We start from the raw sequence: 14,782 nt of genomic DNA, 5'->3' as shown, positions 1-14,782 counted from the left end.
CCCAGCGTCGTTCAACCGCCGTCGCGGCATTACAAACGCCGCTGGATCCCGGCCTTCGCCGGGATGACGCATTCAGGAAGCAGGATATTGTTCCCGCATCGCCCGCTTGTTGAGCTTGCCCACGCTGGTGCGCGCCAGCTCCGTCACAAACTCCACCCGATCCGGCACGCCGTAGCGTGAGATCTGGCCGCCGTCGGCGGCGGCCGTCACATGGCTGCGGATGTCTTCTTCGGTGACCTTGCCTGCGGCGTCCTGTTTCAGCACCACCAGCGCCACCGGGCGCTCGCCCCATTTGCCGTCCTGGATGCCGATCACAGCGGTTTCCGCCACGCCCGGATGGCGCGCGATGATCTCTTCGATCTGCAATGACGATACCCACTCGCCGCCGGTCTTGATCACGTCCTTGATACGGTCGGTCACCTGCAGGTAGCCGCGCCGGTCGATGTGGCCGATGTCCTGCGTGTGCAGCCAGCCGCCGCGCCACAGCTCTTCCGAGGCTTCCGGCTGGTGCAGGTAGCCTTGCGTGAGCCAGGGCGCGCGCACCACTACTTCGCCGGTGCTACGGCCGTCGCGCGGGCAGTCGCGCATGTCTTCGTCGACCGTGCGGATCGCCACCAGCGGCAGCGGCCGGCCGGTCTTCACGCGCAGCGCGGCATCGGTCTCGCCGCCGAGCTCATCGGTGGGTACATGGGCCAACGTCAGGATCGGGCAGGTTTCCGACATGCCGTAGCCGGTGAAGACATCGATGCCGCGTTCGCGCGCGGCCTGGGCCAGGCTGCTGGTCATGGCGGAACCGCCGATGATCATCTTCCAGCCGGACAGGTCGGCTTCCTTCGCGGCATCACAGCCCAGCACCATCTGCAGGATGGTCGGCACGCAGTGCGAGAAGGTGACTTTCTCGCGCACGATCAGGCGGCAGATGGTGTCCGGCACATAACGGCCCGGATAGACCTGCTTGAGCCCGGCCATGGTCGCCACGTAGGGCAGGCCCCAGGCATGCACGTGGAACATCGGCGTCAACGGCATGTAGACGTCGTCGCGGTGCAGGCGGCCCTGCTGCGGCGCCAGCGCCAGGCCGGCGGTCGCGCCCAGCGTGTGCAGCACCAGCTGGCGGTGGCTGAAGTAGACGCCCTTGGGCAGGCCGGTGGTGCCGGTGGTGTAGAAGGTGGTGGCGCGCGCGTTTTCGTCGAAGTCCGGGAAATCGTAGGCGGCGTCGGCTTGCGCCAGCAGCGCCTCGTATTCGCCGGCGAAGCCCGGGCCGTTGGGCGGCGGGGCGCCGTCGTCGGTGATCAGTACGCAGCGGGTGAGCGTGTTGAGTTCGCCGCGGATCTGCTTCAACACCGGCATGAAGTCGGAATTGACCAGCAGCACGTCGGCCTGGGCGTGGTTGAGCGTATAGGCGATCTGCTCCGGCGACAGGCGCACGTTCACCGTCTGCAGCACGCAGCCCATCATGGGGATGGCGAAGAAGCATTCCAGGTAGCGGTGGCTGTCCCAGTCCATGACGGCCACGGTATCGCCCGGTTGCAGGCCGATTTCCTTCAAGGCATTGGCCAGGCGCTGCACGCGGCGGTAGAACTCGGCATAGCTGTGGCGACGCTCGCCGTACACGATTTCCTGGTCGGCGGCGGTGGCCAATGCGCTGTGCAGCAATTGCTTGATCAGCAGCGGATAGCCGTAGGCCGATGGGGTGATGCCGGTGGGGTGGGACATGCCGTTCTCCTCTGGTTTCCCTGGCGCCGGGCCGGGACCTGTTTTTGGAATATAAGCGTCAGATGATAACGCCAACGGCAGCCCCGGATTGTCTGGCAGGCGATGAAATTTGCGGGCGGCAATGGTTCCCGGCGGGGCCGGGAACCAGTTTTCGCAGCTTACTCCCGCGCTTCCAGCGAGGTCACGGTCAGCGCGCCATCCACGCGCTGCGCGGTGAAGTTGACCTTTTCTCCTTCGCGGGCCTTGGCCAGCAGTTCCGGAGCGGCGCGAAACACCATGGTCATCGGCGGCATCTCCAGGTTGGGAATCTCGGCGTGGCGGATGGTCAGCTTGCCGGCGCCGGCGTCGACCTTGCGGATCTCGCCTTGCACTTGCGGCGCGGCGTCCTGCGCCAGGGCGCCGAGCGCGGGCAGCGCGAGCGCCGCGGCCAGCAGCAGGCGGGAGAGAGTAGGGATAGCGGTAGGCATGGGATCCTTTCGTTGCGGTCTGGACGATCAGCCGGGGATGGCTGCGTAATGGCGATAGGTGGACGTCGAGCCGTCGGCGGCCACCAGCAGCACCTCATACGCGGCGCGCGCCTGCGGGTTGCGCGGGTCTTCCATGCCGGGCGAACCGGCCGGCATGCCCGCCACGGCCAGGCCGGTGGCGCGCGGCTTATCCTTGAGCAGGCGCAGGATATCGGCGGCCGGCACATGGCCTTCGATCGCATAGCCGGCCACCTGCGCGCTGTGGCAGGAAGCCAGCCGATCGGGCATGCCGAAGCGGCGGCGGTAGACGCCGGTGTCGTCGACGTCGTGGCTGGCGACATCGAAGCCGGATGCCTGCAGGTGCGCCACCCACTGGCTGCAGCAACCGCAGTTGGCGTCCTTGTAGACGGCGATGCGCGGCCGGGATTGCTGCGCATGCGCCAGGGCGGGCAGCGCCAGGGCCGCCAGTGCGGCGAGGCTGAAGTGTCGTCGTTGCATGTGTTTTCCTTTGGATTGGAGAGGGATTAGGGCTTGTTAACATTTAATTTGCGAGATGCGTTGCCTCCAGAAGGCGGGGTGGCAAGGCGCGCGGTGAGGCTGGTAGTGGGCCACCAGCCTCACCGTGCAACGCGGGCAGCGGCAACCGTCACGCTGCCTTTCATGCCGGCATCGTAGTGGCCGGGTTGCAGGCAGCCGAATTGCACGGCGCCGGCACGGTCGAACTGCCACACAAGCTCGCCGCGCTGGCCGCCCTCCAGCGTGACCTGGTTGGCGTCGGCATGCTCCATGTCGGGGTTCTTCAGCATCGCCGCGTAATGGGCCTTGAGGTCGTCGGCGCTGCCCAGCACCAGCTCGTGCCGCAGCTTGCCGCTGTTGGTGACCACGAAGCGGATGGTTTCGCCTTGTTTCACTTGCACGCTGGCGGGCGAGAAGCGCATGCCGTCGGTCATGTCGACCTTGACGGTGCGCGCGGCGGCTCCGGGCTTGCCGGGACGGCCGATGGCGGCATCCCCGGCCTCATGCTGGTGCGGGGCGTGGTCCATGCCTTGCATGCCGGCGGCCAGCGCGGGCAGGGTTGACGTTGCCAGCAGGGTTGCGGCCAGCAGGCGAGTGGTGGTGGTGGTCAGGTGTTTCATCATGTTTCCTTTCGGTGGAGTGAGGGGGCAATGCATGTCATGGGGCGAAATTCAGTGGCCGTAGCCGGGTTTCGTTGCCGGCGCATGGTGCGGCGGCGGCGCGCCGCCTTTCCATTCGTAGGCCACGCTGCCGGCCGGCGCCCGGTACCAGCCGGGATCGCGGTAATCGCCGCGCGCCAGGTTCTTGCGCACCTTGACGGTGCTGAACATGCCGCCCATCTCGATGGCGCCGTAGGGGCCGTTGCCGGCCATCATCGGCAATGTGTTGTCGGGCAGCGGCATTTCCATTCCATCCATCGAGCCGCCCTTGTCGCCCATGGCCATGTAGTCGGGGATCAGCTTGCCGATCTTGGCGGCGAGGCCGGATTGGTCGACCCCGATCATGGTCGGCACGCCGTGGCCCATGGCGTTCATGGTGTGGTGCGCCTTGTGGCAATGCAGGGCCCAGTCGCCTTCCTCGGTGGCGTCGAATTCGATGGCGCGCATCTGGCCCACCGCGATGTCGGCTGACACCTCCGGCCAGCGCGAGGCCGGCGGCGTCCAGCCGCCGTCGGTGCCGGTGACGGTGAACTCGTGGCCGTGCAGGTGGATCGGGTGGTTGGTCATGGTCAGGTTGCCCACGCGGATGCGCACGCGGTCGTTTTGCCGCACCACCAGCGGGTCGATGCCGGGGAAGGCGCGGCTGTTCCAGGTCCACAGGTTGAAGTCGAGCATGGTGCTGACCTTGGGCGTGGCCGCGCCCGGCTCGATGTCGTAGGCGTTGAGCAGGAACACGAAGTCGCGGTCCACGCGCATGAAGTTGGGATCCTTCGGATGCGTGACCCAGAAGCCCATCATGCCCATGGCCATCTGCACCATCTCATCGGCGTGCGGGTGGTACATGAAGGTGCCGGCGCGGCGCGCGGTGAATTCATAGACGAAGGTCTTGCCCGGCGGGATGCCCGGCTGGGTCAGGCCGGCCACGCCATCCATGCCGTTGGGCAGGCGCTGGCCGTGCCAGTGCACCGAGGTCGCCTCGGGCAGCTTGTTGGTGACGAAGATGCGCACCCGGTCGCCCTCGACCACTTCGATGGTGGGGCCGGGGCTCTGGCCGTTGTAGCCCCACAGGTTGGCCTTCATGCCGGGCGCGATTTCGCGCACCACCGGCTCGGCCACCAGGTGGAATTCCTTGACGCCGTTCTTCATGCGCCAGGGCAGGCTCCAGCCGTTCAGGGTCACTACCGGCTGGTAGGGACGGCCGCCGGTGGGCGCCAGCGGCGGCTGGGTCTGCGCGCTTTGTTGCAGCGGCGCTTCAGGCAGGCTGGCCGCGCCGGCGCGGCTGACGGCCGATGCCGTCACCGCCAGGGCCGAGCCTTGCAGGAAGGCGCGGCGGCTGATGTTGGTATCGCTCATGGTTGTTTTCCTTGTCGGTTGTCGGTGGCGGCAGGGCCGCCCAGCGCCAGCTGCAGGCCGGCGTCGGCGATCCAGAAATCGCGCTCGGCCTCGATGGCGGCATTGACCGTGGCGGCCTGTTCGCGGGCATCGGCCAGCAGCTCGAACACGCTGATGAGCATGCCGTTGTAGCGCAGCAGGGTTTCATCGGAGACCTGGCGGCGCAGTGGCACGATGGCGTCGCGGTAACGGCGCGCCAGCGCGAAGGCATCCTGCCGCTCGCGCCAGGCCAGGCGCACCTGCGAGCGGGCGTCGAGCGCGGCGGCGGCCAGCTTGTGGGCGCTTTGCATATAGATCGCCTCGGCCCGGGCCACGCGCGCCTGGCCCCAGTCGAACAGCGGGATTTCAATGTCGACCTGATAGCCGATCTCGGGCGCCTTGCCGCTCTCCGAGGTGCGCAGTGCGCCCAGGTCGAGCACGTTGATGAAGCGGGTGGCGCGCGTCAGTCCCAGCGAATCCTGCAGGCCGGCCACTTCCAGCCGGGCAGCCTGCACATCGAGACGCTGCTCCATGGCCCGGCGTTCGATATCGGCCGCTTCCTCGATCTGCGCAGGCAAGTCGGGCAGCCGCTGCGGCAACGCGAAAGCGGGGGCCATGCCCAACAGGCGCGCCAGCGCTTCCTTGTCCTGCAGCGCGTCGCGCCGGGCGCGGGCCAGGCGGGTCTGGGCGTCGGCGTAGAACAGCTGCTCGCGCGCGGCATCGAGCTTGCTGAGATTGCCGCGCCCGGCCATCCTGGCGGCCAGTTCATGGGCGGCCTCGGCGGCCTGGTTGACTTGCTCCTGATAGGCCAGGCCCTGTTGCGAAGCCAGCGCCCGGTAATAGGCCTGGCGCGTTTGCGCGGCGGTACGCAGCAGCTTGTCGGCCAGCAGCAGGCGCACCTGGTCGAAGCGGCGCGCCTCGATGCGGGAGGCGGCCGGCATGGTGAAGAGCCTCATCAGCGCCAGCGACAGGCTGCGCTCGATCTTGATGTCGCCGCCGGCATGCGTGCGGGCGAACGAGAAGCCCGGGTTGGGCAGGCGGCCGGCTTGCACCAGGTCGGCCTCGGCGATGCCGAGATCGGCGAAGGCGGCTTGCAGGTCGGGATTGTTGATGAGCGCGATCTGCACCGCGTCGTCGGCATTGGCCAATTGCCCGGCTTGCAATAGCTGGGCGATGCGCGTTTCGCTGCGCCGGGTATCGTCGGCTGTGCGGTTCCAGGCGGGCGTGGCACCGAGCTTTTGCGCGGCGATGTCTTGCACCCGGCCGAAACCGCCATCCTCGGACAACGAGGCGCAGCCGGCCAGCAGCACGCAGGCGGCCAGCGCGCTCGCCCGCAGGGGGCGTGAAACTGGGGGAATCATGGAATCCTCTTCTGATGATGACCGTCATCCGCCGCGGGTGTTGTGGCCGGGCGGGGTGGGCGCACGCGCTAGCGTGCGCGATCAGGCATCAGAGGGAGGAAGGGGGCCGGTCGGGGTTTTCCGGCAGGTAGCCGACAAAGCCGGTGGCCGGCAGCGCGATGAATTCGCGCGAGGGAAGATCGGGGGCGGGCGGCGCGTCCAGCGCCAGCGGCAGTACCGCGCCGGTGGTGCAGGCGGCGCAGTAGCTGCAGGAAGCGTTCTTGTGCTGGGCGTGGGGCGCGTCGTGCGCGGGCGCCGTATTGGCGACTGCATCGGCAACCGCATCGGCAACCAGCGCGGCTTGCGCATGCTGGCCATGCTGGTGCGCCGTCGCCTGCGCATGTTCGTCCTGTTTCATGGCGTGCGCCGCATGCGCGCCGTGCCCGGCGGCAGCCGTTTGCAGCATGGCCGGCGCGCAGGCCTGCAGCACGGCGGCGAACCCCTGGACGGGGATCGCCAGCGCCAGCAGCCACAGCAGGAAGATTTTCGCGCGCAGGATCATGGCGGCAAGTATAGCACCAGGCGCTTACCCGACCCGCGACGGCACTCCGCGCACCAGTCGCAGGCCGTTGAACACCACGATCAGGCTGGCGCCCATGTCGGCGAACACCGCCATCCACAGCGAGCTCATGCCGGCCAGCGCGAGCGCCAGGAACACCACCTTGATGCCCAGCGCGATGGCGATGTTCTGCGTCAGCACCGCATGCGCCTTGCGGCTTAAGCGGATGAAATCGGGGATCTTGCGCAGGTCGTCGTCCATCAGCGCGACATCGGCGGTTTCCAGTGCCGTGTCGGTGCCGGCCGCGCCCATGGCGAAACCGATCCGGGCGCGCGCCAGCGCCGGCGCATCGTTGATGCCGTCGCCTACCATGCCGACCTCGCCATATTGCGTACCCAGCGCTTCGACGGCCTTGAGCTTGTCATCCGGCAGTTGGTCGCCGCGGGCGTCGTCGATGCCGGTCTGGGCGGCGATGGCTTGCGCGGTATGCGCGTTGTCGCCGGTCAGCATGACCACGTGCACGCCCAGTTGCTGCAGCTCGGCGACCGCCTCGCGGCTGCTCGGGCGCACCGTGTCGGCGACCGCCACCAGCAGTTGGGGCTGGGCGCCACGGCATAGCAGGGTGGTGGTCTTGCCCTGCTTCTCAAAGGCTTGCAGGCGCGCTTCCAGTGCCGGGCTGCACATGCCCAGTTCATGCACCAGGCGATGGTTGCCCAGGTGGTAGAGTTCGCCGCCGATGCGTCCTCGTACGCCGCGTCCGGCCAGCGCTTCGAAGTCGCTCACCTCCAGCGCGGCGGCGCCTTGTTGGGCGGCGATGGCGCGCGAGACCGGATGGTCCGAGCGCGCGGCCAGCGAGATGGCCAGTTGCAGCAGCGCGTCCTGGTCGGCAGCGGCGGCGAGCGACACCACGTCGGTCACCACCGGCTTGCCGAAGGTGATGGTGCCGGTCTTGTCCAGCGCCAGCGCGCGCAGCTTGCGGCCCTGTTCCAGATAGACCCCGCCCTTGACCAGGATGCCGTGGCGTGCCGCCGCCGCCAGCCCGCTGACGATGGTGACCGGGGTCGAGATCACCAGCGCGCAGGGGCAGGCGATCACCAGCAGCACCAGCGCCTTGTACAGCCAGGGATGGAAGTCGGCGCCCAGCAGCAGCGGCGGCAGTACCGCCACCAGCACTGCCATGGCGACCACCGCCGGGATATAGACTTGCGCGAAGCGGTCGACGAAGCGCTGGGTCGGCGCGCGCTGGCCTTGCGCCTGCTGCACGCTCTTGACGATGCGCGACAGCGTGGAATCGCCCTGGGCGGCGGTGACGCGCAGCACGAACGCGCCGTGCTCGTTGATGGTGCCGGCGAACACCGCGTCGCCCGGCTGCTTGGCGACCGGGATGCTTTCGCCGGTGATCGGCGCCTGGTTGATGCTGGTTGCGCCTTCGGTGATCACGCCATCGAGCGGCACGCGTTCGCCCGGCGCCACGCGCACGATGGCATCTATCGCCACCTCGCGCGCCGGCGTGCTGGCCCAGCTGCCGTCGGCGCCGCGCACGGTGGCGAGGTCGGGCGCCATCGCCATCAGGCCGGCGATGGCGTTGCGCGCGCGGTCCAGCGACAGCGCCTCGATCATCTCGGCCAGCGTGAACAGCACGATCACCATCGCCGCCTCCGGCCACTGGCCGATCACGGCCGCGCCGATGACCGCCAGCGACATCAGGAAATTCATGTTGAGCGAGAAGTTGCGCAAGGCGATCCAGCCCTTCTTCAGCGTACCCAGCCCGCCCAGCGCAATGCCCAGCAGGGCCAGCGCGATTACCGGCAGCGAACGTTCGTCGCCGCTGGTCCAGGCCACGATCTCGGAACCCAGCGCGGCGATGCCGGCCAGCCCCAGCAGGATCCAGCGGCGCGCCGGGATGCGGTAGGCCGCGGCCTGGTCGATGGCGCCGGCCTGCGCGGCGGAGGCGTCCAGCGAGTCGGACTTGACCGCCGGCAGCATGTCCAATGCCTTCAGGGTGGCGACGATGGGCGCAATGGACGGTAACTGGTGTTGCACCGTCAGTTCGCGCTGGATCAGGTTGAATTCCAGCGCGCCGACGCCGCTCATCTGCCCCAGCCGCTCGCGGATCAGCTTTTCCTCGGTGGGGCAATCCATCTTCTGGATGAAGAACACCGCCTCTTCGGCGTCGCCCGCCAGGCGCCGGGCCGCCGGCATTGGCGTTTGCAGCGCCTGGTGCGCGTGGCCGCCGCAACAGCTGCCACCGCCGTCGGCATGCGCATGGCTGTGGTCATGATGCGCGTGATCATGGTCATGACTGTGGTGGTGTCCATGCGGGTGTGCGGCCATCGCTTTTTCCTTTTCTCCAGTGCAGCGGATTTGTTTACCGGTTATATTAAAAACCCTGGAGTAACTACAAGGTCAAGCGCACCATGGATACACTGAAAATTGGCGAACTGGCAACGCTGGCCGATTGCCCGGTCGACACCATCCGCTATTACGAGAAGGAAACCCTGCTGCCCGAGCCGACTCGTTCGCAGGCCAATTACCGGCTGTATGGCGCGCGCCATGTCGAGCGGCTGCAATTCATCCGCCACTGCCGTTCGCTGGATATGACGCTGGATGAAGTGCGCGAGCTGCTGCGCCTGCGCGATGCGCCCGAGCAGAATTGCGGCGAGGTCAATGCCTTGCTGGACAAGCACATCGGCCACGTGGCCCAGCGCATCGAACAATTGAAAGCCTTGCAGGGACAATTGCACGTATTGCGCGCGCAATGCGACGCCGACCAGCCGGCGCGCGACTGCGGCATCCTGCAGGGATTGGCGAATCTGCCCGACGATGTAAAGCCCGCCAATCTCGGCAGCCACGGCGGCGGCTGCCACTGACCGGAGGGCATGGCAGGCCGATGGCGGCGTTGCGCCTGCTTGCCGTACCTTGGTACTGCCTGCGCCGGCGCGCCTTGCCCTCGGCCCGCCATGCCCTCCGGCCCCAGGAGAATCAGGCGAGTGTCAGCGCGCCAGCCAGGCCATCACTTCCGCGATCACCTCGTCCGGCTTTTCCCGCTGCGGAAAATGGCCGGCGCCATCGATCACCACGCGGCGGTAGCCGTTCCCGAACAGCTTGTCCTTGCCTTCCGAGGTCGAGGGATGGTTGGCGCCATCCTCGCCGCCGTGCAGCATCAGGGTCGGCACCATGATCACGGGTGTCTGCGCCAGCGTGGCCTCCAGCCCGGCATAGGCCGGATCGCCTTCAGCGAAGCCCCAGCGGTGGCGGTAGGAGTGCAGGCAGATGTCGGCCCAGTCGGGATTGTCGAAAGAGGCCGAGGTGTTGGAGAACTCGCTGTCGGCGAAGGACCATGACGGCGACCAGGTCGTCCACATGAAGCGGGTGAAGGCGCGGCGGTCCTGCTTCAGTTCGTCGGCCCCACGCGGCGTGGCGAAGAACCAGTGGTACCAGTAGTTGCGTGACTGCTGCAGCGACAATTTCTGGTCGGCGGTATTGGTGCCCCAGCCGACCGAGAGGGTGATGCAATGGCTGATGCGCTCCGGCGTCTGCGACGCGGCGATGTAGGCGGCGCGTGCGCCCCAGTCGTGGCCGATCAGCGCGTAGCGCTGCAGCCCCAAGGCATCGACGAAGGCCATCAGGTCGGAACCCAGCGCGGCCAGCTGGCCGCTGCGCGGGGTGGCGTCGGACAGGAAGCGGGTCGGCCCATAGCCGCGCAGGAACGGGCGGATCACCCGATAGCCCGCCGCGCGCAAGGGTTGCAGGAAGTGGTCCCAGGTGCGCACATCGTCCGGCCAGCCATGTACCAGCACCACGGCGGGCGCATCGGCCGGGCCGCTTTCTTCAAAGGCGATGCGCAATGTGTCGGTGTCGATGAAATTCAGGTGATTGCTGTGCGGCATGGCAGGCGTTCTCCGATGGATGCGGCGATATTCGCTGTGGTGACCGAGGATCTCGGGTAAATCATCGCAGCAGTGCCGCACCGGGACAATGTAAAAAAACCGGGCCGGGATGAAATTTCCTCATGCCAGGCGCGGCATGTCAGTCATTGCCGTCAGCCTGCAATCTTGCCCAGGATTCGATCCATCATCCACGCCGTGTGTGCGGCGCTGTCGCCGCAGGACGGATGGCGCGCGCCGCCGGCGAGGTGCGCGCGCATGTTGGCGACGTGATGCAACTGGATGTTTTCCGGATGGGGGATTTCCAGGCGTTCGATGCCGTCGGCAGTCGTCAATTGCAGCGCCTGCTCTTCAAATACCGAGAAGTCGATCTTGCCTGCGCTACCGGTGATTTCCACCCGGTCGGCGCGCTCGAAGCTACCGAAGTGCCAGCTCCCGCTGCCGGTCACCCCTGATGCGTAGCGCCAGCTGGCGACGACTGCATCGCATGCGCTGTACAGGCCCTGCTGGTTGACGCTGTTGCCGCAAGCCTGTGCGACTTCGCCGAAGAAATGGGAAAACAGGTCCAGGCCGTGGCTGGCCAGGTCGTCGAAATAACCGCCGGGCGCAATGCGCGCGTCGGTGCGCCAGCGGTAAGTTCGGTTGAGGTCGTCCGCGGCCGGGGTGCGCGCCAGTTGCCAGTGGAGATGGCGCGGCGTGCCGATGCGGCCATCTGCAAGCCATTTCCGAACCTGTTCGAAGCGCGGCAGCGAGCGCCGATAGTAGGCGACGAACAACGGCAATCCGGCCAGCCCGAATGCCTCGACCATGGCCAGGCATTCGGCGTGGCTGGGCGCCATCGGTTTTTCGACGCAACAGGGTTTGCCGGCGGCGGCGACCTTCAGCGCGTAGTGCAGGTGCGTGTCGGGCGGGGTGGCGATGTAGACGGCATCGATGCCGGCATCGGCGATCAGCGCATCGGCGTCGTCGAACCAGCGCGGCACGCCATGGCGGCGCGCATAGTCGGCCGCCAGCGCCGTGTCGCGCCGCATGACGGCGGCCAGTTCGAAGCCGGCTGTCTTCTGGTAGGCCGGGCCGCTCTTGCGTTCGGTGACGGCGCCGCAGCCGATGATGCCCCAGCGTAGCGGCTTCATGCGGCGGCCTTGGGCGCGTGTGCGCAGGATTCGTCCCCGGCGCCCAGCGCATCGAGGATGGGGCAGTCGGGCCGGTGGTCGCCGTGGCAATTGCGCGCCAGCGTTTCCAGTGTCGATTTCATCGCCTGCAGTTCGCGGATGCGCTGGTCGAGTTCACCGATATGCGCCTCGGCCAGTTGCTTGACCTTGCGGCTGGAACGCGACTGGTCCAGCCACAGGCCGATCAGGTCGGCGATCTGCTTCATGGAAAAGCCGAGCAGGCGCGACTGGCGGATGAAGCGCAGCAGGTGCACGTCGCGCTCGCGGTAGACGCGGTAGCCGGCATCGGTGCGACCGGCCTTGGGGATCAGGCCGGTCTCTTCGTAATGGCGGATCATCTTGGCGCTCACGCCCGAAGCGTTGGCGGCTTCTCCGATATTCATGATGTCATTCCTGATGAGGTTTCCAGCGGCGCAGCAGCAGCGCGTTGCCGACCACACTGACGCTGGAGAAGGCCATGGCGGCGCCGGCCAGCATCGGGTTGAGCAGGCCGAAGGCCGCCAGTGGAAGGCCGACCAGGTTGTAGATGAAGGCCCAGAACAGGTTCTGGCGGATCTTGCCGTAGGTGCGGCGCGAGATATCGATGGCGTCGGCGGCCAGGCCGGGGTCGCCGTGCATCAGGGTGATGCCGGCCGCCTGCATGGCGACATCGGTGCCGGTGGACATGGCGATGCCGACATCGGCCGCGGCCAGCGCCGGGGCGTCGTTGATGCCGTCGCCGACCATCGCCACCACGGCGGGTTTGCCGCCGATGCCGTGCTGCGCGCGCAGCGCGTCGACGGCCTGCGCCTTGTCGGCCGGCAGTACCTCGGCGCGGAAGTCGTCGATGCCGAGCTGTGCCGCCACTTGCTGCGCGGCGCCACGGTTGTCGCCGCTCAGCATGACGGTGGCGATGCCCAGTTGTTGCAAGGCCTGTACGGCGGCGGCGGCGCCCGGCTTGATCTCGTCGCCGAAGGCCAGCAGGCCGAGTACCTCGGCGCGTTCGCCATCCTTGCGCGCCAGCCAGGACAGCGTGCGGCCTTGCTGCTGGAGCGTGTCGGCGCGCTGTTGCAACGACTGCGTCGGCGCTTGCAGTTCCTGCATCCAGCGGCTGCTGCCCAGGTAATAGGGCACGCCATCGATGCAGCCTTCGATGCCGCGGCCCGCCACGCTGCGCACTTCGGCCGCTTGCAGATGCGGCAGGCCGGTTTGCGCCGCGGCAGCATCGACGACTGCGCGGCCCAGCGGGTGCTCGCTGCCGGATTGCAGCGCCGCCGCCAGCGCCAGCAGTTGCGCATCGTCCTGCAGCGCCTGCCATTCGGTCAAGTGCGGGCGGCCCACGGTCAGCGTGCCGGTCTTGTCGAAGGCGACGACATTGATGCGATGCGCGATCTCCAGCGCCTGCGCATCCTTGATCAGGATGCCGTGGCGCGCGGCCACGCCGGTGCCGGCCATGATCGCGGTCGGTGTGGCCAGCCCGAGCGCGCAGGGGCAGGCGATCACCAGCACCGCCACGGCATTGAGCAAGGCCTGCTCCCAGTCGCCGGCATACAGGCCCCAGCCCGCCAAGGTGACCAGCGCCAGCACCAGCACGGCCGGCACGAAGACGGCGCTGACCTTGTCCACCAGCCGCTGGATCGGCGCCTTGGCCGCCTGCGCCTGTTCCACCATGCGCACGATCTGCGCCAGCACGGTCTCGGCGCCGACGGCGGTGGTTTCAAGCAGCAGCACGCCATCGGCATTGATGGCGCCGGCGGACACCTTGTCGCCGGGTTGCTTGTCTTGCGGGCGGCTTTCGCCGGTCAGCATGGATTCATCCAGATGGCTGCGGCCTTCGCGCACCACGCCGTCGACCGGCACCCGTTCGCCGGCGCGCAGCACCACCAGGTCGCCGACCCGTACTTCGGCCAGCGCCACGTCGACATCGCGCCCGTCGCGGCGCACACGCGCACGGTCCGGACGCAAGGCATTGAGCGCGGCGATGGCGTCGGCGGTCTGGCGCTTGGCGCGCGTTTCCAGCCATTTGCCCAGCAGCACCAGCGTGATCACCACCGCCGCGCTTTCGAAGTAGAGATGGGGCGCCGCCATCGCGTGGCCGGGCATGGCTTGCGCACCCAGCCATTGGTACAGCGACAGGCCGTAGGCGGCGCTGGTGCCCAGCGCCACCAGCAAGTCCATGTTTCCCGTGAACGCGCGCAGCGCGCCCCAGCCGGCGCGGTAGAAGCGCCAGCCCAGCCAGAACTGCACCGGCGTGGCCAGCAGCCATTGCCACAGCGGCGGCAGTTCGAACCGGATGCCGAACGGCATCAGCAGCATCGGCAGCACCAGCGGCAGCGACAAGGCGGCCGACAGCGCCACCGGCCACCAGGAGGGCAGGGCGGGACTTGCTTTCTTCCGTGGCGCATCTTCGGGCCGCGCATGCGCGCTGGCCTGGTAACCGGCTTTTTCTACGGCGGCGATCAGGGCGGGGAGGGGGATGTCGTCCAGGGTCGAGATGCTGGCCGTTTCGGTGGCGAGGTTGACGCTGACGGCCGACACGCCCGGCACCTTCTTCAAGGCCTTCTCGACACGGTTGACGCAGGAGGCGCAGCTCATGCCTTCGATATCGAGACTGAATTCACGGGTGGTGCTGGTCATGGCAAAAACTCCGGGGAGAGGATGGTCATGGCTGCATCATCATCCTTCCCATCATGGTAAGGTCAAGCGGGATTTTCGCATGGATTGGTGTTTGGAGTACTTGACCTTACCATTGTTGGAAGGTTTAAGCTTATGCTCGTCTACTTCACTTTCTGAAAGGAACCAGCATGAGCACGACATTCACCGTCAACGACATGACCTGCAACCACTGCGCGAGTGTCATTACCAAGGCCGTCAAGGATGTCGATGCCAACGCCAAGATCGACATCGCCGTGGCAGAAAAGCGCGTGGTCATCGACAGCGCGCTGCCGGCGCAGGAGTTTGCGGAAGCGATCGCGGAGGCGGGTTATACGCCGGTTGCTGCCTGATTGCAGTTGGCGGGAAGAGACATTTTGCTTAAACAAGCCGTCATCCCGGCGCAGGCCGGGATCCAGCGGCGTTTGCCGTATTTCTCCAGCCACTGGCACGACACTGGATCCTGA

The 14,782-nt window shown here is 67.4% G+C and carries 14 protein-coding genes; 2 read left to right on the top strand and 12 right to left on the bottom strand.

The window, feature by feature from the left end; all coding sequences use genetic code 11:
* Positions 1–72: 72 nt before the first annotated feature.
* The 8 genes from AC07N6_RS19650 to AC07N6_RS19615 form a co-directional block, all read right to left on the bottom strand.
* Complete coding sequence (locus AC07N6_RS19650) at positions 73–1,713, bottom strand: fatty acid--CoA ligase (protein ID WP_494783182.1); 1,641 nt, start codon at positions 1,711–1,713, stop codon at positions 73–75.
* A gap of 158 nt (positions 1,714–1,871) precedes the next feature.
* Positions 1,872–2,180: a copper-binding protein gene (locus AC07N6_RS19645; RefSeq protein ID WP_494783181.1), complete on the bottom strand. Its 309-nt coding sequence runs from the start codon at positions 2,178–2,180 to the stop codon at positions 1,872–1,874.
* A gap of 27 nt (positions 2,181–2,207) precedes the next feature.
* Positions 2,208–2,678, bottom strand: coding sequence for a DUF411 domain-containing protein (locus AC07N6_RS19640; protein WP_494783180.1), 471 nt, complete (start codon positions 2,676–2,678; stop codon positions 2,208–2,210).
* 119 nt (positions 2,679–2,797) lie between these two features.
* Positions 2,798–3,316: a cupredoxin domain-containing protein gene (locus AC07N6_RS19635; RefSeq protein WP_494783179.1), complete on the bottom strand. Its 519-nt coding sequence runs from the start codon at positions 3,314–3,316 to the stop codon at positions 2,798–2,800.
* Positions 3,317–3,367: 51 nt separating this feature from the next.
* Positions 3,368–4,708, bottom strand: coding sequence for a multicopper oxidase family protein (locus AC07N6_RS19630; protein ID WP_494783178.1), 1,341 nt, complete (start codon positions 4,706–4,708; stop codon positions 3,368–3,370).
* Positions 4,705–6,087: a TolC family protein gene (locus AC07N6_RS19625; protein WP_494783177.1), complete on the bottom strand. Its 1,383-nt coding sequence runs from the start codon at positions 6,085–6,087 to the stop codon at positions 4,705–4,707. Before AC07N6_RS19625 ends, AC07N6_RS19630 begins: the two co-directional genes overlap by 4 nt.
* Before the next feature lie 88 nt (positions 6,088–6,175).
* Complete coding sequence (locus AC07N6_RS19620) at positions 6,176–6,628, bottom strand: hypothetical protein (RefSeq protein ID WP_494783176.1); 453 nt, start codon at positions 6,626–6,628, stop codon at positions 6,176–6,178.
* Between the two features lie 24 nt (positions 6,629–6,652).
* Entirely contained in the window at positions 6,653–8,959 is a 2,307-nt protein-coding gene (locus tag AC07N6_RS19615) for a heavy metal translocating P-type ATPase (RefSeq protein WP_494783175.1), read from the bottom strand.
* Between the two features lie 83 nt (positions 8,960–9,042).
* On the opposite strand from AC07N6_RS19615, the gene cadR reads away from it, so the two are divergent.
* A complete protein-coding gene (gene cadR, locus AC07N6_RS19610) occupies positions 9,043–9,495 on the top strand; it encodes a Cd(II)/Pb(II)-responsive transcriptional regulator (protein WP_494783174.1) in 453 nt (150 codons plus the stop codon).
* A gap of 123 nt (positions 9,496–9,618) precedes the next feature.
* On the opposite strand, the gene AC07N6_RS19605 is transcribed toward cadR, so the two are convergent.
* The 4 genes from AC07N6_RS19605 to AC07N6_RS19590 all read right to left on the bottom strand — a co-directional run bounded on the left by AC07N6_RS19605 (position 9,619) and on the right by AC07N6_RS19590 (position 14,300).
* Positions 9,619–10,515 (bottom strand): alpha/beta fold hydrolase, encoded by an 897-nt coding sequence (locus AC07N6_RS19605; RefSeq protein ID WP_494783173.1) that lies wholly within the window; start codon positions 10,513–10,515, stop codon positions 9,619–9,621.
* A gap of 152 nt (positions 10,516–10,667) precedes the next feature.
* Positions 10,668–11,645 (bottom strand): Gfo/Idh/MocA family protein, encoded by a 978-nt coding sequence (locus AC07N6_RS19600; protein WP_494783172.1) that lies wholly within the window; start codon positions 11,643–11,645, stop codon positions 10,668–10,670.
* Positions 11,642–12,067: a Cu(I)-responsive transcriptional regulator gene (gene cueR / locus AC07N6_RS19595; RefSeq protein ID WP_494783171.1), complete on the bottom strand. Its 426-nt coding sequence runs from the start codon at positions 12,065–12,067 to the stop codon at positions 11,642–11,644. The genes AC07N6_RS19600 and cueR overlap by 4 nt, the downstream gene beginning before the upstream one ends.
* Before the next feature lie 4 nt (positions 12,068–12,071).
* The gene (locus tag AC07N6_RS19590) at positions 12,072–14,300 is read right to left on the bottom strand and encodes a heavy metal translocating P-type ATPase (RefSeq protein ID WP_494783170.1); all 2,229 of its coding nucleotides are present in this window, start codon (positions 14,298–14,300) and stop codon (positions 12,072–12,074) included.
* Positions 14,301–14,467: 167 nt separating this feature from the next.
* On the opposite strand from AC07N6_RS19590, the gene AC07N6_RS19585 reads away from it, so the two are divergent.
* Positions 14,468–14,668, top strand: a complete 201-nt coding sequence (locus tag AC07N6_RS19585) for a heavy-metal-associated domain-containing protein (RefSeq protein ID WP_494783169.1) — start codon at positions 14,468–14,470, stop codon at positions 14,666–14,668.
* Positions 14,669–14,782: the final 114 nt, after the last annotated feature.

The organism is Herbaspirillum sp. GW821-FHT09A12, assembly GCF_059418325.1.
The sequence above is the reverse complement of the archived record's forward strand: the minus strand, read 5'-3'. Positions and strand labels throughout refer to the sequence as shown.